The sequence below is a fragment of the Psychrobacter sp. TPE 89C genome, from assembly GCF_055522395.1.
Genome location: NZ_JBVFXW010000036.1, coordinates 1 through 21,931, shown reverse-complemented (window position 1 = coordinate 21,931; position 21,931 = coordinate 1). Strand labels below are relative to the sequence as shown.

At 42.5% G+C, this 21,931-nt stretch carries 17 protein-coding genes; 7 read left to right on the top strand and 10 right to left on the bottom strand.

All coding sequences use genetic code 11. The annotated features are described in order from the left end of the window. The first annotated feature begins 49 nt into the window (after positions 1-49). Both ACZW67_RS10870 and ACZW67_RS10865 read left to right on the top strand, forming a co-directional pair. Complete coding sequence (locus ACZW67_RS10870) at positions 50-1,027, top strand: zinc-binding dehydrogenase (RefSeq protein ID WP_465183262.1); 978 nt, start codon at positions 50-52, stop codon at positions 1,025-1,027. A gap of 200 nt (positions 1,028-1,227) precedes the next feature. Next, positions 1,228-2,229 (top strand): oxidoreductase, encoded by a 1,002-nt coding sequence (locus ACZW67_RS10865; protein ID WP_465183261.1) that lies wholly within the window; start codon positions 1,228-1,230, stop codon positions 2,227-2,229. Between the two features lie 149 nt (positions 2,230-2,378). Here ACZW67_RS10865 and ACZW67_RS10860 read toward each other — a convergent pair whose 3' ends face one another. From ACZW67_RS10860 to ACZW67_RS10850, 3 genes are all read right to left on the bottom strand, one after another. Further along, the gene (locus ACZW67_RS10860) at positions 2,379-3,806 is read right to left on the bottom strand and encodes an ATP-binding protein (protein ID WP_465183260.1); all 1,428 of its coding nucleotides are present in this window, start codon (positions 3,804-3,806) and stop codon (positions 2,379-2,381) included. A gap of 297 nt (positions 3,807-4,103) precedes the next feature. Next, positions 4,104-5,699, bottom strand: coding sequence for a glutamine-hydrolyzing GMP synthase (gene guaA / locus ACZW67_RS10855; RefSeq protein ID WP_197099499.1), 1,596 nt, complete (start codon positions 5,697-5,699; stop codon positions 4,104-4,106). A gap of 241 nt (positions 5,700-5,940) precedes the next feature. Continuing rightward, positions 5,941-7,098 (bottom strand): MalY/PatB family protein, encoded by a 1,158-nt coding sequence (locus tag ACZW67_RS10850; RefSeq protein ID WP_465183259.1) that lies wholly within the window; start codon positions 7,096-7,098, stop codon positions 5,941-5,943. Between the two features lie 561 nt (positions 7,099-7,659). Between ACZW67_RS10850 and ACZW67_RS10845 the strand changes: the two genes are divergently transcribed. Then, on the top strand, positions 7,660-8,496 hold the full coding sequence (locus tag ACZW67_RS10845) for a hypothetical protein (RefSeq protein ID WP_465183258.1): 837 nt from the start codon (positions 7,660-7,662) through the stop codon (positions 8,494-8,496). A gap of 160 nt (positions 8,497-8,656) precedes the next feature. Here the strand turns inward: ACZW67_RS10845 and ACZW67_RS10840 are convergent, their stop codons facing one another. Then, positions 8,657-9,346, bottom strand: coding sequence for a tetratricopeptide repeat protein (locus ACZW67_RS10840; RefSeq protein WP_465183257.1), 690 nt, complete (start codon positions 9,344-9,346; stop codon positions 8,657-8,659). A gap of 22 nt (positions 9,347-9,368) precedes the next feature. After that, a complete protein-coding gene (locus ACZW67_RS10835; protein ID WP_197128472.1) occupies positions 9,369-10,169 on the bottom strand; it encodes a crotonase/enoyl-CoA hydratase family protein in 801 nt (266 codons plus the stop codon). 239 nt (positions 10,170-10,408) lie between these two features. Here ACZW67_RS10835 and ACZW67_RS10830 point away from each other — a divergent pair, with 239 nt between their 5' ends. Together ACZW67_RS10830 and rlmF are read left to right on the top strand one after the other, a co-directional pair. Next, entirely contained in the window at positions 10,409-11,182 is a 774-nt protein-coding gene (locus ACZW67_RS10830) for a LysE family translocator (protein ID WP_465183256.1), read from the top strand. A 29-nt stretch (positions 11,183-11,211) separates the two neighbouring features. Further along, positions 11,212-12,270: a 23S rRNA (adenine(1618)-N(6))-methyltransferase RlmF gene (gene rlmF, locus ACZW67_RS10825; protein ID WP_465183270.1), complete on the top strand. Its 1,059-nt coding sequence runs from the start codon at positions 11,212-11,214 to the stop codon at positions 12,268-12,270. 424 nt (positions 12,271-12,694) lie between these two features. On the opposite strand, the gene ACZW67_RS10820 is transcribed toward rlmF, so the two are convergent. The 5 genes from ACZW67_RS10820 to dnaA form a co-directional block, all read right to left on the bottom strand. Beyond that, positions 12,695-13,324, bottom strand: a complete 630-nt coding sequence (locus ACZW67_RS10820) for a manganese efflux pump MntP (RefSeq protein ID WP_465183255.1) — start codon at positions 13,322-13,324, stop codon at positions 12,695-12,697. Between the two features lie 105 nt (positions 13,325-13,429). Then, entirely contained in the window at positions 13,430-16,033 is a 2,604-nt protein-coding gene (gyrB, locus tag ACZW67_RS10815; RefSeq protein ID WP_465183254.1) for a DNA topoisomerase (ATP-hydrolyzing) subunit B, read from the bottom strand. Positions 16,034-16,536: 503 nt separating this feature from the next. Next, positions 16,537-17,742, bottom strand: a complete 1,206-nt coding sequence (recF, locus tag ACZW67_RS10810) for a DNA replication/repair protein RecF (protein ID WP_465183253.1) — start codon at positions 17,740-17,742, stop codon at positions 16,537-16,539. A gap of 169 nt (positions 17,743-17,911) precedes the next feature. Beyond that, positions 17,912-19,087 carry a DNA polymerase III subunit beta gene (gene dnaN / locus ACZW67_RS10805; RefSeq protein ID WP_465183252.1) on the bottom strand — a complete coding sequence of 392 codons (1,176 nt, stop codon included), beginning with the start codon at positions 19,085-19,087 and terminating at the stop codon, positions 17,912-17,914. A gap of 167 nt (positions 19,088-19,254) precedes the next feature. Next, positions 19,255-20,697, bottom strand: a complete 1,443-nt coding sequence (dnaA, locus tag ACZW67_RS10800; RefSeq protein WP_465183251.1) for a chromosomal replication initiator protein DnaA — start codon at positions 20,695-20,697, stop codon at positions 19,255-19,257. Positions 20,698-21,307: 610 nt separating this feature from the next. Here dnaA and rpmH point away from each other — a divergent pair. Both rpmH and rnpA read left to right on the top strand, forming a co-directional pair. Then, positions 21,308-21,442: a 50S ribosomal protein L34 gene (rpmH, locus tag ACZW67_RS10795; protein WP_007394757.1), complete on the top strand. Its 135-nt coding sequence runs from the start codon at positions 21,308-21,310 to the stop codon at positions 21,440-21,442. Between the two features lie 186 nt (positions 21,443-21,628). Continuing rightward, a partial coding sequence (rnpA, locus tag ACZW67_RS10790) for a ribonuclease P protein component (protein WP_465183250.1) occupies positions 21,629-21,931 on the top strand: 303 nt, incomplete at its 3' end.

Sequence of the window (21,931 nt, the reverse complement as noted above, 5' to 3'; positions counted from 1 at the left end):
TTCATACTCTTATAAATAAACCAAATCATAAATAAATAAAGGAATTATTATGCGTAGTGCTATTCATAACAGCTTTGGCAAACCTTCTGACGTATTGAGCGTGGGCGACAGTCCTATGCCGCAGCCTGCTGCCAACGAAGTCCGTATCAAAACCATCCTCTCCCCTATTCACAACCATGACATGCTGACAGTGAGCGGACAATATGGCTATAAGCCTGAGATGCCAGCCATCGGTGGTAGTGAAGCGCTAGGCATTATCGATGCGGTAGGCGCTGACGTGACAGACTTTAGTGTTGGTCAGCGTGTGGCGTGTGCCAGTGTGCATGAGACGTGGGCAGAGTATTTTGTCGCCCCTGCCAGCATGGTGTTTAACATGCCTGATAGTATCGAAGACGAGTTGGCTGCCCAGCTGATTGCTATGCCGCTGTCTGCCCTAATGCTATTAGAATTCTTAGAAGTAACTAGCGGTCAATGGATCATCCACAATGCGGCAAACGGCGCTGTCGGTAAAACCCTTGCCATGCTCGCAGCGGCACGCGGTGTGAACACGATTAACCTCGTACGTAGCAAAGACGCGATAGAAGAGCTGACCTCACTCGGTATCAAAAACAATGTCGTCACTGCTGATGACGACTGGAAAGACCAAGTCCGCGCCATCATCGGCGATGACAAGATCACAGCCGCCGTTGACTCAGTCGGTGGTGAGTCAAGTAATGACTTGCTATCGCTATTGGGTAACAAGGGAACATTGGTCTCATTCGGTATCATGTCAGGCAAGCCAATGGCACTAGACGCTGGCAGCTTGATCTTTAAGCAAGCGACGGTAAAAGGATTCTGGGGCAGCAAAACCAGCCAAGACATGGATCTAGACAACAAACAACGTCTGATCACTGAGCTACTAGAACGCGCATCGAATGGCGACTTAAAGCTACCGATCGAAGCAATTTATAGTCTGGACGATATCGCCACAGCCGTCTCTGGAAAAGTACAATCAAGTAAAAAAGGCAAAGTGTTGTTAAAGCCATAAGCTCTAATCGATAGTTTTAATACGCTTATTGGTACTAATATATAAACACACAAGTATTAAACATGCATATAGTCAGTTCAATATAATTTCGATACAAGGAAACCGAGTGCAAGCGATACATTAGTATGCTTAGCGAGGATGACGATGTAGCGGATTTACATAGACTTGACTATACAAAAAATATAATGAGGAACAGCCTTATGCCTAACAACACATTCAAAGCATTAGTCGTGGAAGAACTTGAAGACGGCACGTTTAGCAAAAGCATTCAAGAGCGCAATGTCAGCGACTTGCCAGAGAACGATTTACTCATCGAAGTACATTATTCATCATTGAATTTCAAAGATGCGATGTCGGCATCGGGTAATAAAAGAATCACCAAACAGTATCCGCATACCCCTGGTATCGATGCCGCTGGCGTGGTCGTCAGTGACAAATCAGGCACGTTTACCGTAGGCCAAGAAGTATTGGTATTCGGCTATGATCTCGGCATGGACACCGATGGCGGTCTGGGTCAAATGATCTCAATCCCAGCAGAGTGGGCGCTGGCTTGTCCAGAAACGTTAACCCTAAAAGAAGCGATGACCTATGGTACTGGCGGCTTAACCGCAGCGCTAAGTGTCCAAAAATTAGAGAAAATGGGTGCAAAACCAAGTGATGGTCCAGTTGCCGTGACTGGTGCAACAGGCGGCGTCGGTACAATCAGCATTGCTATCTTAAAGCAGTTAGGCTATGAGGTGATTGCATTCTCAGGTAAGCCAGAGCAAAGCGAGCACTTAAAGGCATTAGGCGCAAGCGAAGTACGTCATCGCGATACCATCAATGAAATCGGTAACAAGCCTGTCGGCCGTGAGCTATGGGCAAACGCCATTGATACGATCGGCGGCGATTATCTAGCCAACCTGCTCAAGCAAACCAAATCTGGCGGTGCAGTGACCAGTTGCGGCCTAGCGGGCGGCGCTGAATTTTCAATGACAGTTATGCCATTCATCACCAGAGCAGTATCATTATTGGGTATCGACTCGGTTTATATCCCGCTAGCGGATAAAGAAGCCATTTGGAAACGTGTCGCCACTGATATGAAGCTGCCTAATCTTGAAAGCTATGGTGAAGAGATTACGCTAGAACAAACACCTGAATACCTAGATCGCTTTATGTCGAGCAAAGTGGTTGGGCGTTATGTGGTGAATGTTAAGGGTTAAATTTTTAAGAGCTAGTCTTATAAATAAAAGGCAGCATCTCTTTTGAGGTGCTGCCTTTTTTAGTAAATTAAATTTGCGTTCATTTGCGTTCATTTGCGTTCATTTGCGTTCATTTGCGTTCATTTGCGTTCATTTGCGTTCATTTGCGTTCATTTGCGTTCATTTGCGTTTACGAAATAAACGATAGCCCGACTCTGTCCACGTTTATCAATAAGTTTTAATCCTATCAATTTTGTCAATCTTTGATGAATTTTTGTCTTACTTTCTTGTAAGTAATCTTGAATTTCTTGACGAGATTTATCGCCATTTAGTGTTAGAATTTTAATAATTTTTTCATCATTAGCATCAACGTACTGTTTAGTGTTAGTAATAACTATATCGCTCTCTGATGGATTATCCTGAGCAGTAAAGCCTAATTCAAGCTGTTCAGCTTCACTTAAATTTTTCTTCAAATTATTATTAACCCAACCTTGTTTGTCATCATCAATCAAAGCATAGTGTCTATTATATAAAACAACCTTGAACTGATTGGGTGTGACTATGAACCTTGGTTCTTTATCAAAATCTTTATAGCTCGCTAAAATACGCCTAATACCTGTTGCAAAATTTTCGATATAGTTAATCTTATCTAAAACATGAACAATATTTGGATTACGTTGCGCACTTATACCTTCTTTGATATCTGCAATACTTAAGCCATCAGGTAAACCACCGGCAGAAAATATCTCCATTCTATCATCATAAACTTCGATCTTTATGTCGGCTGATAATGAATAATCGCGGTGAGCGTAAGCATTTATTACTGCTTCCCTAATAGCTTTAGATGGATAACTTTCATGTTCTACACGTGCAGCCGCACCAGTGAAAGATACTTTTGTGTCATTTAGCAGAGAAATATATTCGAGTGTCATATCAATTTGTTTAATTAATGACCCGTTAAACTTCTTCTTCGCTAAAAAGTCGACTGACATATCTATCCCATCAACGACTGCAATTTTAGTAACACGAGAGTTCTGTTCGCTTAATAGTATTGCCCCATTATTATATTGATTATCAACATTTTGAAGTCTTAATCCTTTAGGATCAAACACTATGTTGTTGTCTAATAATTTATCTTGGAGATAGTGGAAGGTTAAGCTTTCCTGTATGCTAGATAGTTCACTTTCAAACTCATTAGCAACTTGAGCTTTTAACATTCGCCTAACCTCATCATCAGTCGCACGTCGCTTACTACTACCATTACGGATGTAAATTCCTTTACTATTAAAACCCTCACCATCCTTATAATAATAAGGTGGTTTATCACCTTGCTTGATATGAATAGCAAAGTTTTGAGCTGATACTTCAAGCGTTACAAACTTTTGCACTGGTACACTAAAAGCGCTATGAATCCAATCGCTAATCCATGACTCCCACTGCTTATACTGATCAACTTTTTCGGGAAGAAAGATGCCATCATCATCCACTCCAAGGAAAATAGTACCGTTGTTTGTATTGAGAAAAGCAACTATCTCTGCTTTAAAAAGGTTGTGTTTAGTAGGGATATCAGATTTATACTCAACTGTTTGACTTTCCATAACTAGCCCATTTAATAATAAAAATGATATTAAGATATTATTAATCCATTATTCAAACTCTATCTTTGCACTAACTATTATTGACGATTTGCTTAGTATAAAACAGATGGCTAAAATTAGCTTCTTTAACCAAAAAAACACCCAACCAAGTTGAGTGCTTTTTTTATTTATGACAAGCTGTTCATCAATTCAAAAAATTTGAGTAGCGAGGAAAACGAGTGATAGCACTACATCAAGTAGGCTGAACGAGTTTGACGACGCTAATCAGATTTTTAGTTTGATAGCTTTTATTAAATGTTATTCCCACTCAATCGTTGCAGGTGGCTTGCTCGAAACATCATAAGTCACACGCGATACTTCAGCGATTTCATTCATAATGCGGTTCGATACCGTCTCGATCAAATCATACGGCAGATGCGCAAAGCGAGCCGTCATGAAGTCTACCGTCTCAACCGCACGTAGCGCGATTACCCACGCATAGCGGCGGCCATCACCGACCACGCCGACTGATTTGATTGGTTGGAATACAGCAAATGCTTGTGCAGTCTTGTCATACCAGCCTGATTTTTCTAACTCTGCCATAAAGATGGCATCAGCCAAACGCAGGATATCCGCATATTCTTTTTTGACTTCACCAAGGATACGCACGCCCAAACCTGGACCTGGGAACGGATGGCGATAGATCATTTTGGCTGGTAGGCCCAAAGTAATACCAAGCTTACGTACTTCATCTTTGAACAAATCACGTAATGGCTCAATCAGCTTAAATGCCAAGTCATCTGGCAAACCGCCTACGTTATGGTGGCTCTTAATCACGTGTGCTTTGCCTTGATGCGACTTGGCAGATTCGATGACGTCTGGGTAAATCGTACCCTGTGCTAAGAATTCAACGACTTTACCATCGCTCTGCTCGCTCACTTGACGCGCGCTATCAGCGAATACGTCGATGAACGTTTTACCGATGATTTTACGTTTCTTCTCTGGATCAGACTCGCCTGCTAGTGCGTTTAAGAATAAATCTTCGGCATCAACACGGATGACTTTTACGCCCATGTTTTCTGCAAAGATTTGCATGACTTGGTCGCCTTCGTTCAAACGAAGTAAGCCGTTGTCTACAAAGACGCAAGTCAGCTGATCGCCAATGGCTTTGTGCAATAACGCTGCTACCACTGAGCTATCGACACCGCCTGACAGACCTAGCAATACTTGCTTGTCACCGATTTGCTCTTTTAACTGTGCGATACGCATCTCAGCGATGTTGTCTGGTGTCCAATCGCCTGCGCACTCACATATTTCATGAACGAAACGACCTAGCAACGCCTGACCTTGTAAGGTATGAGTCACTTCTGGATGGAACTGTAGACCGTAATATTGCTTGTCATCATTGGCCATAATCGCAATCGGACAGCTTGGCGTACTAGCAACGATATCGAAGCCTTCAGGGACTTCAATCACTTTATCGCCATGACTCATCCAGACATTGAGCGTGCCAGCTGCGTCTTCGATACCATCGATCAAGGTAGACGTGCCATTGATATTGATCGTCGCTGCGCCAAACTCATGGATATCACTGGCATGAACCTGCCCGCCGAAACGATCTGCCATCGCTTGCATACCGTAGCAAATACCCAATACTGGTACGCCCAAATCGAATACAGCATCGTTGATACGTGGGCTGTTTTCAGCATGCACGCTCTCAGGGCCACCCGATAGGATAACGCCTTTTGCGCCAAAATCGATGATGCGCTGAGCGTCGATGTCATAAGGGAACATCTCACAAAACACCCCAGAATCGCGCACACGGCGGGCGATCAGCTGGCTATATTGCGAGCCAAAATCGAGGATTAAGATACGGTCTTCTTTAATGGTAGGAGTGGCAGCAGTTGTGGTCATAAATCGATGTCCATCAATAGATAAATTGGTGCCCTATTTTAACAAGTTTACGCCCTCTATTGGCTATTAGATGATGAATTATTCGCGATTATTATTAGAGCGTGCCTTCAATTCACTCGATAGTCGTCTAAATGGGTCAAAAATGAGGATAGAAGAGATAGTAAGCCCAATCATAAGCCCAGTGACAAACAAGCTATCCACCTCTCTATTCATCAGCCTTTTACTAGGCTTACTGCACTTACTACGTAGCATTACCCAACGCTGCATGCATACGATTGAGCCCTTCTAATAGCAATGCTCTAGGGCAAGCGACATTAATCCGCATTTTAAGATGCCCTTCTTCACCATATTTGAATCCCGCACTCAGCTCAACCTTGGCAGCGCGAAGGGTGTCATAAAGCACTTGATCGTCTTGACCATACGCCGAGCAATCTACCCAAATTAAATACGAGGCTTCTGGGCGCATGACCTTAATCTTCGGCAAATGCGCTTCTAAAAACTGCACCGTTAAATCAATATTGGCGTCGATATAAGCAAGCGCCTGCGTCAACCACTCGTCGCCTTGCTCATAAGCCACACGCATGGCCGTATAAGCAAATAAATTCAGCTCATACTCGTCATTTAGGTTTTGCTGCTGGCTAATTTTTTTGACTAATGCTTTATCTGTTGCAAATATCATCGAACCTTTGATACCTGCGATGTTAAAGGTTTTGGTCATTGAGGTAAGGCTAACCACATTATGCTCGTAGCCTTTTGCTAGTGTTAGAAACGGTATAAATGTATGACCCGTTAAGGTCAAATCTTGATGAATCTCATCACTGACAATCGCCACATTGTGCTTTTTACAAATCGCAAGCAACGCTTCAAGCTCATCAACCGTCCACACTCGCCCGCCCGGATTGTGCGGATTACAGAGCAGATAAAGCTTAACGTCATGTTCGATGATTTTGGCTTCGATATCGGCCAAGTCCAGTTGATACTTGCCCTCGACTTCCTTTAGTGCAGAGAGCACAAGCTTACGGCCATTTTGCTCAACTTTGCTCATAAACGGCGTATAAATAGGATCATTCACCAATACCACTTCGCCTACTTCGGTAAAGATATTCATCATCAGCGCCAAGCTTGGCACGACACCGGGTGAGAACAAGATATTCTCTTTAGTCAGCTGCAAATCATAACGACTGCCATGCCACTGAATGATCGAGTCATACAAAGCCTCGGTAGGTTTGGTATAGCCCAATATGCCGTGCTGCACTGTTTGCTCAATCGCGTTTAAGATAGGCTCAGCAGCCTTAAAATCCATATCCGCGACCCATAGCGCAATCGTGTCATCGCTATAGTGCCATTTAAGTGAGCCTGTATCACGCCTGTCGACTATCTCATCAAAGTTGTATTGCATTGGACTTCTTCTTAATTATAAAAATAGTGGTTTAGGGTACAACATGAAGGGCGTCATCGCCAATGGCTTTATGGTTGTTATATGGATAGACGAATGGTTAGCGTGTGTTAGAGCATGACTGTTTGTTCAGCTGTTTAATTACCGTTTACTCATTCGCTTAACTATTCTTTGAAGAGATAGTTGATTCAGTTTAAAAGAGGGTCAAGGCAACCGAGCGCAGATGTATATCTGATACCTCAAGTGAGGTTAACGCTGTCACTCTTTTATAGAGGATTGACTATATAGAATATTGATTGCTTGAACGGTCACTATAAGTTAATGTAAAAGTCGTATATAGTTGGTTCAATATCATTTGGATACAAGGAAAGCGAGTGAAAGTACTACAAATCGTAGACTAAGCGAGACTGACACCGTATCCAATGTATAGGGGATTGACTAGAGTTAAGCTTATCTAACGACTGGAACGAATGTCATCATAGTATGTCAACACTATATACCTGATGGCTTTGATCCATCCAAACCACCTACTAAGCCGTTAAGGCTATCAAAAAGGAATTAAGAATGAAAATGGACTTTCTACCGAATTCAGTGCTAAAAATCAGTGCGCTCACGTTAGCCATCGCCGCAACCACGGCATGCACGACGATGGCAACAGGCGCTGAGCATAAGATGTCAGATGCTCCAACCACTGCAACTGCGACTAGCAGTACTGCCATCACGCTTGGCAACGCTGCCACAACTAGCGGCACTAATGATACTGTCGCTATCGGTAGTCAGGCCAATGCAGGTCTGAACTCGGCAACGGCTGTCGGTGGTCAAGCCAATGCAGCAGGGCTAGGCTCAACCTCTATCGGTTGGCAATCAAAAGCCACCGCTGAACGCGCACAAGCGTTCGGTCATCTAGCCAATGCTAGCGGTGTTCGTTCTACCGCAGTTGGTGAAGCGGCCATGGCTGGTGGTACTAACGATACAGTCGCTGTCGGTAATAAAGCCAATGCAGGTCTGAATTCCGCAACGGCTGTCGGCGGCGAAGCCAATGCAGCAGGGCTAGGTTCAACGTCTATCGGCTGGAAATCCAAAGCCACAAGCGAGCGCGCACAAGCGTTCGGTCATTTAGCTGACGCTAGTGGTATTCGTGCTACGGCAGTCGGTGAAGCGGCAGCAGCACAAGGTGCAAATTCGGTCGCTGTCGGTAATAAATCTATGGCAGCTGGCATGAATAGCATCGCTATCGGTAACGAGGCAAAGGCAGCTAAAAACAACCAAGTCGTCTTAGGTAATGCTGGACAAGTGCAGTCGAGCACCGCAGCACAATCAGGTACGGTCAGAATCGTCACTATTGATGACAATGGCACGCTAGGTACGATGATGGTTGATTACTACCAAAAAGCTAAATAATTATAGTTGAGTGGTCAACACTGACGCTGGTGTAGTTATAGCCAGTCATACTAGATAAAACAAAAACCTCGCGATTGCGAGGTTTTTTTGGTTGGTATGGTTAGTTTGCTTGATGAATTTTTGGCTGATAAGAGCGTATATAAGTGCGAGATACAGAAACCTAGCGTTGTAGGTAGTTCAGTTTGGATTGAGCAGAAGCATTACCTTGATCGGCAGATTTTTGATACCACTCTATGGCTTTCTCGTATGACTGAGCAACCCCTCTACCCGTCTCATAGATTAGCCCCACATTATACTGAGCATAAGAATCGCCCTGTGCAGCGGCTAACAGCGTCCACTTTAGCGCTTGTTCATGAGATTGCACCACACCACGACCTTGATAATACATTCCACCTAAATCAGACTGCGCATGGGTATCTCCTTGCTTTGCTGCTTTTAAAAACCATTTAGCCGCTTCAGTATCAGATTGAGCAACTCCTCTGCCCATTCTATAAAGCTTACCTAAACTTTGCTCGGCAGGTGCATAACCTTGCTGCGCTGCTTTCAAGTAATAAGAGTAGGCTTGGGCATAATCTTTATGATTATAATAAGCTTGTGCCAGTTGATAGATATAATACGGATTATTAGGGTTTTCTAATACGGATTGTTGACATGCCTCAATCATCCCTTGGATATCTATACTTGGTTCTGGAGCATTATATCTCTCATGGAGATGGTCATCATAAGCGTCGACCATGTCGCAGCTTTGTACTTTCGTTTGGGAATGATTTTTCTCATGCATTTGAACGTGTGCATGCCCTGATGATATCCACAAAAACAAACCTACTGATAGAAATAACCCTTTCATCATAGTTGACCTTATATTATTAAGTCTAACATCCCTTAAACTCAGCCTCACGTCTCTCAACCATCGCCATTACACCCTCTTTCGCATCCTCTGAATGAAACAGCGGCGGCAGATAGCTATGGATATTGGCCAATGCAGTCGCGGCACCATTACGGCTAGCGTCTTGCGCTGATGACAACGCGCCTCTGACACCCAAAGGCGCAGCTTTACAGATCTCTTGCGCCAACGTCAATGCACGCTCGTACTCAGTACCATTGGCCACCACTTCGCTGACCAAATTCAGCCTATCAGCTGTTTGCGCATCGAATGCTTTACCAGTAAGTAAATACGGCATGGCTTTTTGCCAACCTGCTGCTGCTACAAAACGTACCGTCGCCCCGCCAAATGGCATGATGCCGCGCTGAACTTCCATTTGTGCAAAGTTACAGTTATCACTGGCGATGACCACATCACTATTGAGCATCAGCTCGATAGCTACCGTAAAACATGTGCCTTTGACCGCTACGACCACAGGTTTGGTACGTAGTTTGCCACTGATACCCCATGGGTCAATTTGGTTACCATCAAACTCAAACACACCATCGTTTAGCTTGTCTTGCAGCTCGACCAAATCCAGCCCAGCGGTAAAGTGATCACCATGCGCAAATATCAGCGCGCAGCGTAAGTTGTCGTCTTGCTCGTAGCGAGTCATCGCGTCAGACAGCTGACCAATCATATGACTGTCAAAGGCGTTGCGTTTATTGGCGCGATTGAGTCCGACAAGGCAAACATGGCCTTGCGTGTTATAAGTGATGCGGTTTTCTGTTGCGTTACTGTCCGTAGTCATAGTTCTGTCCTTGTTGAAATAATCATTGTTATATAATAGGTTGTCATACAATAGGTATAGTCGAATCTCGGTACTTCATTCATAGAAATTTGTCGATAAACCCACTTTTAATATAGACACCCTCGCGCGATAACACAAGCAGTAGAACTGCTACGAATAAAGCTAATATCAATATCAGTTGACCCCATTCACGTTAAGTGTAACCATGAGGAAAATATAGGCATTACTCAGAGCATTCTATGGAATTTTGGCACGGTTTTTTGCTGATTACTACAGTCCACTTACTGGCTGCAGCCTCTCCGGGGCCTGATTTTGTCTTGGTATCACAGCAGACATTGGCAAAAGGTCGACGCACAGGTTTGATCTGTAGTCTCGGTATTACCTTGGGCCTTGCCGTACATATTATCTATTCGGTGTTGGGACTGGCGACCGTCATCGCACATTCGCAGCCGCTATTGACTACTATCAAATGGTTGGGTGGTGGTTATCTGATTTATCTCGGTTGGCAAGGCATCCAAGCCAAACCTAAAAAAACATCAGATTTAGAAAAAACATCAGATTTAGAAAAAACAGCAGACTTAGCAAAAACAGCAGACTTAGCAAAGGCAGACTCAGAAGTAAGTTCAAGCGCTCACGTTTCACAGGAAGCGCTTACTAGCCAAATCACGCCCACAACTAAAGATATCTCTACCAAAAAGTTACCTAGCAATAGCGAATCCACCTTTGCTACGTTGCGCCGTGGCTTTTTTTGCAATGTCTTTAATCCAAAGGCGCCCGTATATTTCGTCGCGATATTCACACTCGTATTGTCACCTGACATACCGCTGTGGCAGTTGGCCATTTATGGCGTATGGATGATGGTCCTACAAATGGCATGGTTTAGTACGGTCGTGATGCTCCTGTCTATCCCTGCTATTCATCGCCGCTTTCAGCGTTTTGAGCATTGGATCGACCGCATATTGGGTACAGCGATGATAGTATTGGGATTAAATCTGATTTTACGTAGCCGATAAGACATTCGTTACTCGTGAAATCTGCTAAAATGGTTGATTATATTCAAACATCAAAGCCACACACTATGACCCGTATTCCAGCAAATAGTACACACAGAAACAGATCGCCGGCGACCGCCAAAAAACTCGGTCAGCTACATCCGCGTAACCCGCATCAAGGTCGTTATGACTTTGCGGTATTGACTCGCGCCTTGCCTGAGCTTGCAAACCATACTATTACCAACCCTAAAGGTGAGCCGACGATTAACTTCTCGGATCACCAAGCCGTACGTGTCCTGAATCAGGCGCTACTAGCCCATTATTATGGCGTGAAGTTTTGGGACATTCCAGAAGGCTATTTGTGCCCACCTATCCCAGGACGTGCTGATTATATTCACTATATTGCGGACTTGCTTGCGCAGACCACTCATGTGAATGCGGATAACACACCGCCGACAGGTAAAGAAATTCACGCCTTAGATATTGGAACGGGTGCCAGTGCTATCTATCCAATTATTGGTAGTCAGAGCTACGGTTGGCGCTTTACTGCCAGCGATATTGATCCAATTTCGGTCAATACTGCTGCGCTGATTTGCGATGCCAATCCAAAGCTAAAAGGTGCCGTAAAAGTCAAACTGCAAACCAATCCTAAGCATATGTTTGCAGGCATCATCGGTCGCCAAGACTACTTTGATGTGGTGGTCTGTAACCCTCCATTCCATGCCTCATTAGAAGAAGCGATGGAATCAAACAGCCTCAAGCAGCATAACTTGCAAAGACATCGCGGTAAAAATGAAAACGAGCAAATAAGCCGCAGTTCAACGAAGACAGGTAATGCCGCACAAAACCTAAACTTCGGTGGTCAGCATAAAGAGCTATGGAGTGAAGGTGGCGAGATTGCCTTTTTGACCAAGATGGCAAAAGAGAGTCAAGATTTTGCAGAGCATGTCGGTTGGTTTACGACGCTAGTTTCAAAGTCTGAAAATGTGAAACCTCTACAGCTATTACTAAAGCAACTTGATGTCGCCCAAATGCGTATTATCGAGATGAGTCAGGGTCAAAAGAGCACACGTGTATTGGCATGGCGCTTTGGCACTGACGAAGAGTAATCACTAAGCAAGATTACTAGTTTGAGTTTCACGTGAAACAAAAAAGCACCGCTCTAAATTTTAGAGCGGTGCTTTTTATTGAGAATAATAAATTAAAAAAATGACTTGTTATATAGTCAGTACAATATATTTTCGATACAAGGAAACCGAGTGCAAGTTATACATTAGTATGCTTAGCGAGGATGACGATGTAGCGGATTTATATAGACTTGACTATACCATTCACAAAAATTAGAGTAGCAATGAAAACGAGTGCAAGTATAGTCGATTCAATTTAAAAGTAGTGCAAGGCAACCGAGTGCAGATGTATACGTGATACTTCAAGCGAGGTTAACGCTGTAATATTTTTATAGTGGAATGACTATAATATGCATTGTAGACTAAACAAGCTTAACACCGCTAATCGTAATTTTTAGGATTGGTATTAGCTAAAAAACATTACTTTCAGCCCAATTAAAACAAGCACCAACCCACCTAGCGCTTCTGCTTTATCTTCTAACCATGTACCAGATCGCCAGCCTAAATAAACACCAAACAAACTAAATCCAGCAGTGATTAACGCGATGATTAAACAGGCTAGCCATGCATTTAGTTCTAACAGATTAAGTGTGAATCCTGCTGCCATCGCATCAATACTGGTCGCAATGGCGAGTGTAAACAAAGTGCGGTGATTGATAGTTTTATGGCCATTATGAATAACTGTCATTGCCTCACTATCAGCATTTATAGCGTCGCCGTTTGTGTGAAGCGCACTGTCGACAGCATCCTCCTCATCCGCAGTAAATACTTCGTAAAGCATCTTTGCACCGAGAGCGATCAGAATAAATCCACCAATCCAAGGTGCAGCTGCTGCCAACCAACCCAAAAGCGCTGCGCCTAATAAATAACCAATAAGCGGCATCACACCCTGTGCAATGCCAAAGTATAAGGCAGCATAAATAGCCAATCGCAGCAGATAAGACCTACTCTGTTTTTGTGACTTAGCACCCAATCCAATGGCGACAGCAAATGCATCCATTGCTAATGCGATAGCGAGTAATACGACTTCGATCATTTTATTTTTCTCGTAAAGTAGTCAGTTTTTTGTTCCACGTGAAACGAAAACACCGCTTCGATACTCGAAGCGGTGTTTTATATATCATTAAAGATAGTCTCGGACTTAGATATCTAGGTTTGACACTGTCAGTGCATTCTCTTCGATGAAGATACGGCGCGGCTCAACATGATCACCCATTAGGCACGTAAACATATGGTCAGCGGCGATCGCATCTTCGATAGTGACGCGTAGCATACGACGGTTTTCAGGATCCATCGTTGTGTCCCAAAGCTGATCAGCATTCATCTCCCCTAGCCCTTTATAGCGCTGGATTGCTAGGCCACGACGTGCATCGACCATCATTTGCTGCCAGAGATAATCGAAGTCACGTACTGGGATATCTTTCGTCGTACCTGCTGTTGCTTCACGGCGAATAAAGGCATCACTTTCAAGCAACGTGTTCCATTCAGCAGACAAGCGCAACAGCTTGCTGTATTCACCCGAACTGATGAAACTCGCATCCAGTAGATAATGATGAGCCAATTGATGCACATAGACCGTGATACGTGGTAGCCACTGTGCTTTGGTAGATAACGCTTCACCGTCGATAGTTTCTTCAGCAATTACTTCTGGCTTCATACCCAATAAATCAGCTGCTGCCGCATCCATATTTTTTGGTTGAGGTGCATGGATATTAATCAGTTCAATCTCAGGACTTAGGTCACTACCGAAATGGTCCAGCTGCGTTTGCATAGCGTCTTTCCATGCTTGCATAGCAGATTTATCATTAGTCATATCCGTAGTCAGCTTTGGTGTATGCGTCAACGCATCCAAAAGCACCGCTGGAAAACGAATCTGTAAACGTGCTTTGATCAGCTGCGTTTGGTTATAGTCATTCAGTAATGTCTCAAGCGCTTGACCAGTGATTGCAGGCGCATCGGCACTGATATGCAGCTTAGTATTGTCAATTGTTGATGACAATAGATACGCTTTAAGTGCTTCATCGTCTTTTAGGTACAGCTCTTGACGACCTTTTTTCACTTTATATAGCGGTGGCTGAGCGATATAGACATAACCACGTTCGATTAGCTCAGGCGTTTGACGGAAGAAGAAAGTCAACAGCAACGTACGAATGTGTGACCCATCAACATCAGCATCGGTCATGATAATGATTTTATGATAGCGTACTTTGTCAGGGTTATATTCATCAGGGCCAATGCCACAGCCGAGTGCCGTAATCAGGTTACCTACTTCCGCAGAAGACAGCATTTTATCAAAACGAGCACGCTCAACGTTCAAGATTTTACCTTTTAGTGGCAAAATAGCTTGGGTTTTACGACTGCGACCCTGTTTGGCTGAACCACCTGCAGAGTCACCCTCCACAATATATAGCTCTGACAGTACGGGATCTTTTTCCTGGCAATCAGCCAACTTACCCGGTAAACCTGCGATATCCAAAGTCGTCTTGCGACGCGTCATCTCACGCGCTTTACGAGCAGCATCACGTGCACGTGCCGCATCGATAATCTTACTAGCAATCGCTTTACCCGCACTTGGGTTCTCTAGTAGATAATCATTAAACTTATCATGCATCGCTGATTCAACAGCTGATTTTACTTCGCTTGATACGAGCTTATCTTTAGTCTGACTCGAGAATTTTGGATCCGGTACTTTCACAGAGACGATCGCCGTCAGACCTTCACGGGCATCATCACCCGTTGCAGCTACTTTTTCTTTTTTGAATAAATTTTCACGGTCCATATAGCTATTCAGGCAGCGCGTCAATGCTGAACGGAAACCTGATAAGTGAGTACCACCATCTTTTTGAGGGATGTTGTTGGTGAAACATAGTACTTTTTCGTTATAAGTATCTGTCCACTGAAGTGCAACTTCAACACTGATACCGTCGTCTTGTTGACTGGTAAAATGGAAGACTTCGTTGACACCGTCTTTGCCAGCATTAATATAGCTAACGAACTCGAGCAACCCACCTTTATGTTCAAACTCATGACGCTTATCAATGCGCTCATCAGTCAATACAATACGCACACCAGAGTTCAAAAATGATAGCTCACGTAAGCGTTTTGCTAAGATATCATATTCAAAAATAGTACCAGTGAACACATCACTGCTAGGATAAAAACGGATTTGCGTACCTGTTTGATTGGTCGCTTCCATCTGCTGAATGTCAGCATCAGGTACGCCATCGGTATAAGTCTGATTATAATGATAGCCTTCACGCCAGATATTCATCTCTAACTTTTTAGATAAAGCATTGACCACTGAGATGCCTACGCCATGCAGACCACCTGACACTTTATAGCTATTGTCATCAAACTTACCACCGGCATGCAGTACCGTCATAATGACCTGCGCTGCTGATACACCCTCTTCTGGATGGATATCGACAGGCACGCCGCGACCGTTGTCCATCACACTGACAGATTCGTCTTCATGGATAATGATGTCAATCTGATCACAATGACCCGCAAGCGCTTCGTCAATAGAGTTATCCACTACCTCAAAGACCATGTGGTGGAGGCCTGTACCATCGTCGGTATCACCGATATACATACCAGGACGTACACGTACCGCTTCTAGCCCACGTAATACGCGAATATCTTTAGAGCTATAATCAGAGGGTAATACTTCAGGCACTACAGCTGGCACTGTCGTTTCAGCAATGCTGTCTGATGTCAGTTGCTCGGTAGGTAATGAATCACTCATGTGTCTTCCTTAATCTAGCCATAATCAGCCGTTTGCTATGGACTCACCACTACGATGATGCCTCATAACGTTATTTTAGACTCAACTGTTGTAGTAAAAATCTTCTATATGCATTATTGGCTAAAACATAATTAACCAAAATTTCGTCAGAGATGATATTGACTCAGAGAATACCAAGTCAGTGTATTATCACTTCACAATCAGCTTCTTTTTTTTAAACATTATTAAAGCCAGCAGAGTAAATTAAACACATATTTATCAAATACTTAGAAACCTGTAGATAATAAAAAATATCTACATAACGCTATTAAACAACTTGCTGAAAACAGGATAAAAATAAAGCCTAATTTTAGCATTTTTTTGCTTCTAAGTCACTGTTTACTGACAGTTTTCTTAGTATTGATGACTCTCAAAAAATAAACGGTATTGTAGAAAAATGATGGTAGGTATAGAGGATTTATAAGGTTGTAAATCAGGGTGAAATAGACAGTATAAGGAAGTTATTAAAGAGGTTGGATATTGCCTTGTTTCACATGAAACATATTAGGATTTGACCATAAATCTTGGATCATTGGCACGATATCATCAGTCAAACTGCTCATAAATACCTGACAGGGCAACTGCGATAAAGTCGATAATAAAATCTCTATTGCCCTACCATCAAGCTCTGCCGTTATATCGTCTAGCAATACGACTGGCGTGGCTCTAGTATTAAAGCCGTCTCTCTGTGAATCAATATCCTGTTCAGCATTGAGCAATAGTGGTAACTGAGACAGCCTTAATGCCGTGATTAACAGCTTCTTTTCCCCACGAGACAGTACATTAGCGGCCTGTTCTTTTAGAGTCGGCAATTTAGCACTAACATCGTTTTTTAGCGCTGCACTTGCATACTCACTATTCATCTCTACTGAATCATCAGAATGCCAATGTACATGGACATCCGCTCGATGGTTGCCAATACGAGTGTATCCCAACTGCAGATCCTGCTCTAGTCGCTCGTTAAGCTGTATATCCAACGCAATACTCGTATCATAGCCAGCGTTATAGCTTAAGCTCAACTGTTCGGCATAAGATGGTAATAACTGCTCAATGCTCTCAGCAAAATAAGGCTGCCATTCGGTAAATATCCGCTCGCGGTAATGATGAATGAGTGCTGCATGGCTACTCAATCCTTTATCCCATGATTTCAACTCAGAAAGCTGCACTTGGGTCAAATGGCGTGATTTTTTTAGTAAACTATTGCGCTGTTTTAGTAATCGTTGATAGGCTACCCATTGTGGATGAAAGCCTTGTTTCATGTGAAACACTAGCCAATCCAATAGCTGTCTACGACTGGCACTACCCTGCTCTAACATATCCATTGTTGATGGATCTATCAGTAGTGTTGGCAGTTGCTCAGTTAAGATGCTTTGGTTGTAGACAGTAGCCTGATTAAGACGCAAGAGCGTTGTAGCATCAACTTGCTTTTGGATAGCTAAGGTACTGCTATCATTAAGCTTAGCATGTATAGTAACTGTATTTTTATGATGCTGAATATAGCGCTTAGGCTGGTGATGACGGAAGCTTTTGCCTCTAGATAGCAAAAATATAGCTTCAAGTAAGGATGTTTTTCCACTACCATTCGCGCCGATAATAACGTTACAGGCAGCAGTCTGTAGATTGACTTGTGTTAGATTTCTAAGGTGTGAAATTTGCAGACGTTCAATCATGATACCGATAGCCGCCTATTAAAACAGAATGTATAAAGTAGGCATAAGTTGTCTTTTAACCTAAATGAAGGAGGTTAAACTTTTTAAGTACAAACCTACTCCAAGAGTAAGTTTGTACTTAAATACAGCTCAAACACCTAACTTTACTAATTTTCTAAAACGAATATCACTATATTCGCATTGGCATAATGACATACTGATGGAATTCATCATTCAGCTGATTAACCAGCACTGAAGCATTTGATTGGCTCATATGCATTTGCAAATCACCTTGGATAACGCCCAATACATCTTGTAAATAAGCAGCATTAAACGATAGCTCCATTGGCTCACCTTGGTACTTAGCTTGTATCATCTCCACCGCTTCGTCTTGCTCAGCATTATTAGCACGTACTTCTACCATACCGTCACTGGCAAAATTAAATACCACACCGCGAGATTTTTCATTACTCAAAATTGCGACACGACGTAATACATCAGTCATTTTTTCTTGGTTAAACAGAGCCAGCTTATCAGTATTACTCGGCATAACACGGCGATAATCTGGGAACTTACCATCGATCAGACGTGCTGTAAAAGTGACCATTAAATTATCGCTCACCTGCCCTGCACTATCAACATCACCGAACGGTAAGCTGACTTGCAAAAACTCACGACCAAAACTTAACGTAACTGGATTATCTTTATCTCCGAGCATTTTACCAAGCTCAGAAGCCAAGCGCTCAAGCTCAATGACAGCTTTGCGTGGCAAGATAGCCTGCATATTCAGATCAGCACTCACATCGATGACACTACGCGCTAAAGCCAATCTATGCCCATCAGTTGCAACCGTGGTTAGCTGCTGCTGTGACACATCAAATAGCATACCAGTTAGATAATAACGCACATCTTGAATGGCCATCGCAAACTGAGTTTTGTGGATCAAATCAGTAAGGCGGCTACGGCTGATGATTAATGGTGTGATGTTTTCTGGATTACCCAAGCTTGGATAGTCTTCGGCTGGCAATGTACCTAATGTAAAACGGCTTTTACCGCTGGTCAGTAGACAACGTTCATTCTCTTGAGTTGCCAGATTAACTAGCGCCTGTGCTGGTAATGATTTGCAAATATCTTTCAGCTTCGTCGCAGGTAACGTTGTTGTCCCAGCTTCAACACAAGCACCTGCAGGCAATTTCAACGTCGAGGTCAACTCTACTTCTAAATCAGAAGCTGTCAAAACAAGCGCTGATTCAGACAACTGTAGCTTGATATTGCCCAAAATAACCATATTATGGCGTTTATCAGCAGCCTTGGCGATCAAGTTAATGGCTTTTAGTAACGACTCTCGATTAATCGATAATTGCATGCTTAGTTACTCTTATTTAAATGACTGTATTTTTATCAATTCAGAACAATAGCTTAGGCTTAATAATACCTTGTCTACTGACTATAATCCATTAGCTATCTGTGTGCATATATCGTCAATATTATAAACCATATCATCCTACTAAAACATAGTGATACTGTGGCCTACTAACCTGCTTGCAACATTAGCGCTAGGGTCTTGTAATCCTTATCAAACGCAGGATCTGCGGCTCGTAGTTCATTAACTTTATCACAAGCATGCATCACCGTTGTGTGATCACGTCCACCAAATGACTGACCAATCTCAGGAAAACTGTCCCCCGTCAATTCACGTGATAGTGCCATCGCAATTTGGCGAGGTCTAGCAATACTGCGCGTGCGCTTACGACCCATCATATCTTTGATAGTCACATCATAATATTCAGCAACTACTTTACGAATATTATCCATATTAACGGCTTGTACGCGCATCGCAACGATGTCTTTTAGCGCATATTGCACCATCTCAAGCGTTATGTGTGCACCAGTTAAGTTAGCATTAGCAAATACTTGGTTCAAAGCACCTTCTAGACGCCTCACATTAGAAACCACATTCTGAGCAATAAATAGCGCACATTCTTTAGGCAATAGCATGCCGTATGAGGCTGCCTTTTTTTGCAAAATCTGCACACGAGTATCTATCTCAGGTGGATCAACTGCTACGGTCAAACCCCAAGAGAATCTCGATCTAAAACGCTCGTCAAACTCAGTCATTTGTGATGGATGACGATCAGAGGCCAAAATGAGTTGTTTATCACCACTGGTAAAATCTGCAAACAATGTTAAAAATTCATTACTACTTTTGGTCTTTCCAGCTAATACATGAATATCATCTACAATTAATAAATCTACTTTTTTAATTTTCTTTTTAAAATCTTCTATTTTATTATTTCTTAATGAATAAACTAATTGATTAATAAATTTTTCAGAAGTGAAATAATAAAAACTTTGATTATTTTTTAAATAGCGATGTGCTACAGAATGCATTAAATGGGTTTTTCCCAAACCAGAAGGACCATATATAAATAGAGGATTGTGACGATTTTTCGACTGGCGTTTACCAAGCTCATAACAAGCTTTGTAAGCAAGGTTATTAGACTTGCCCGTCACGAATGTCTCAAAAGTAAACTCAGGATTGAGATAACTAAGTGACTTAGCATCAGCAGAATCAACCAGTTCTGCATGACGCATGTTGGCATCAATGTCCGCTTTCGCATTATTGTGATGGATCGTCTCAAAATTATGTTCTGCTGGGGGAGGGGAGGGCTTATCTTCTGCAAATAAAGACCCTGACTGTGGTTGGTTATCGTCGATATCACGACCTGCATTATCAACACGTACGATAACCTCTTCAATACTTCCTTGGCTATGCTTGGCGACCAATTGCTGGATATCTTGCAAATGGTTCTTTTTAATATAAGTGACAAAATAATCGTTAGGGGCAAGTATTATAAGGGTTTGAGCCTCTTGATGGGCTGATAATGGTCTCAACCACATAGTAAATACATTGTCTTTTACGTTATAGCGTAAATCGTTTAAACATTTATCCCAAATATTTGCTGTGTCTATCATGAAAAGTACTAACCCTATAATTTGAAATAACAGATATCTCAACGGTATAAATCGCTATTAGAGCACTAATGCAGTGCCTACTTGCTAGACCGAAGATAGTCACTGTAAACCGAGTAAAACTACACGTCGAGTAGGTAGCTAATTTAACACAGTTACCCTGTGGATAAAACCTTGTTTTTTGGGGATAAGACTGTGGATAGTTTTGTGGACAACTTCGAACCTTGAGTTATCCATATTTAACCCACAGGTTATCCACAGGTTTGCCCATATCCTAGTATTTTGATTATGAAAAGAAAATTAGAGTTAACCACAGATAATAGGGCTCCCAATAACAACAATACTTATATATATTAATAGTTAATTATTATAGAGTTCGAGACAAACTGTGGATAACTTTTAAATATTAGTTTCACAAACCAGGTTTACTGAACAGTTAAACTAATGCTAGTTATTTCTACTTATCAAAAATCAGCTACTAAAAACTTGCTTCTAACAATAGTAATTTTCACCTGTATAAATACTGATTAAATTAGTTCATTGACCAAGACAGTATCTGGTGGTATAATCCTCCGTTATTACGAATTTAGTCCATTATTTTGATAGGTGAGTTATGAAACGTACATTCCAACCAAGCGTGATCAAGCGTAAACGTACTCACGGTTTCCGTGCTCGTATGGCAACTAAAAAAGGCCGTCAGGTCTTAGCTCGTCGCCGCGCTAAAGGACGTCATCGCCTTACTGTATAATCAGTAGATTGCGATAAGCATGGCTAATTGTGCTTGTTGTGTCTCTATTATTCATAGATTGCGATAGTCAATCATCACAACTGACACTTAGCCATATATTAAAAGCGCCCAAATAGGCGCTTTTTTTGTCTCTATATTTTACTATTATTTCCAATCTTGCTATTAGCTCTTATACTAGGTCTTAATATGCCAAATACTGTTTCAGCTACACCTACCGCACATTTCACTAAAGAGCAGCGACTGCTAACACCAGCGGCCTTTCGTGAGGTGTTTGATGCGCCTGAACGTAAGATTCACCAAAGTCATTTGATGGCCTTTGTACGTACTAATACTCATGATAAACCGAGAGTTGGTATGGCTATTACAAAGCGCAAAGTACCTACTGCAGTCGCTCGAAATCTAATTAAACGTCAAATACGTGAACAGTTCCGATCAAAGGCTTTTAGAATAGAAAGTAAAGACATTGTTTTTATTGTTAAGAAATCAATA

Coding starts and splice junctions, on each gene's coding strand:
- dnaA (WP_465183251.1), bottom strand. CDS start 20,697: ATGATAGACACAGCAAATATTTGGGATAAATGTTTAAACGATTTACGC.
- ACZW67_RS10860 (WP_465183260.1), bottom strand. CDS start 3,806: ATGGAAAGTCAAACAGTTGAGTATAAATCTGATATCCCTACTAAACAC.
- ACZW67_RS10870 (WP_465183262.1), top strand. CDS start 50: ATGCGTAGTGCTATTCATAACAGCTTTGGCAAACCTTCTGACGTATTG.
- ACZW67_RS10865 (WP_465183261.1), top strand. CDS start 1,228: ATGCCTAACAACACATTCAAAGCATTAGTCGTGGAAGAACTTGAAGAC.
- recF (WP_465183253.1), bottom strand. CDS start 17,742: ATGATTGAACGTCTGCAAATTTCACACCTTAGAAATCTAACACAAGTC.
- ACZW67_RS10830 (WP_465183256.1), top strand. CDS start 10,409: ATGGAATTTTGGCACGGTTTTTTGCTGATTACTACAGTCCACTTACTG.
- dnaN (WP_465183252.1), bottom strand. CDS start 19,087: ATGCAATTATCGATTAATCGAGAGTCGTTACTAAAAGCCATTAACTTG.
- rpmH (WP_007394757.1), top strand. CDS start 21,308: ATGAAACGTACATTCCAACCAAGCGTGATCAAGCGTAAACGTACTCAC.
- ACZW67_RS10835 (WP_197128472.1), bottom strand. CDS start 10,169: ATGACTACGGACAGTAACGCAACAGAAAACCGCATCACTTATAACACG.
- guaA (WP_197099499.1), bottom strand. CDS start 5,699: ATGACCACAACTGCTGCCACTCCTACCATTAAAGAAGACCGTATCTTA.
- ACZW67_RS10850 (WP_465183259.1), bottom strand. CDS start 7,098: ATGCAATACAACTTTGATGAGATAGTCGACAGGCGTGATACAGGCTCA.
- gyrB (WP_465183254.1), bottom strand. CDS start 16,033: ATGAGTGATTCATTACCTACCGAGCAACTGACATCAGACAGCATTGCT.
- rlmF (WP_465183270.1), top strand. CDS start 11,212: ATGGTTGATTATATTCAAACATCAAAGCCACACACTATGACCCGTATT.
- ACZW67_RS10840 (WP_465183257.1), bottom strand. CDS start 9,346: ATGATGAAAGGGTTATTTCTATCAGTAGGTTTGTTTTTGTGGATATCA.
- ACZW67_RS10845 (WP_465183258.1), top strand. CDS start 7,660: ATGAAAATGGACTTTCTACCGAATTCAGTGCTAAAAATCAGTGCGCTC.
- ACZW67_RS10820 (WP_465183255.1), bottom strand. CDS start 13,324: ATGATCGAAGTCGTATTACTCGCTATCGCATTAGCAATGGATGCATTT.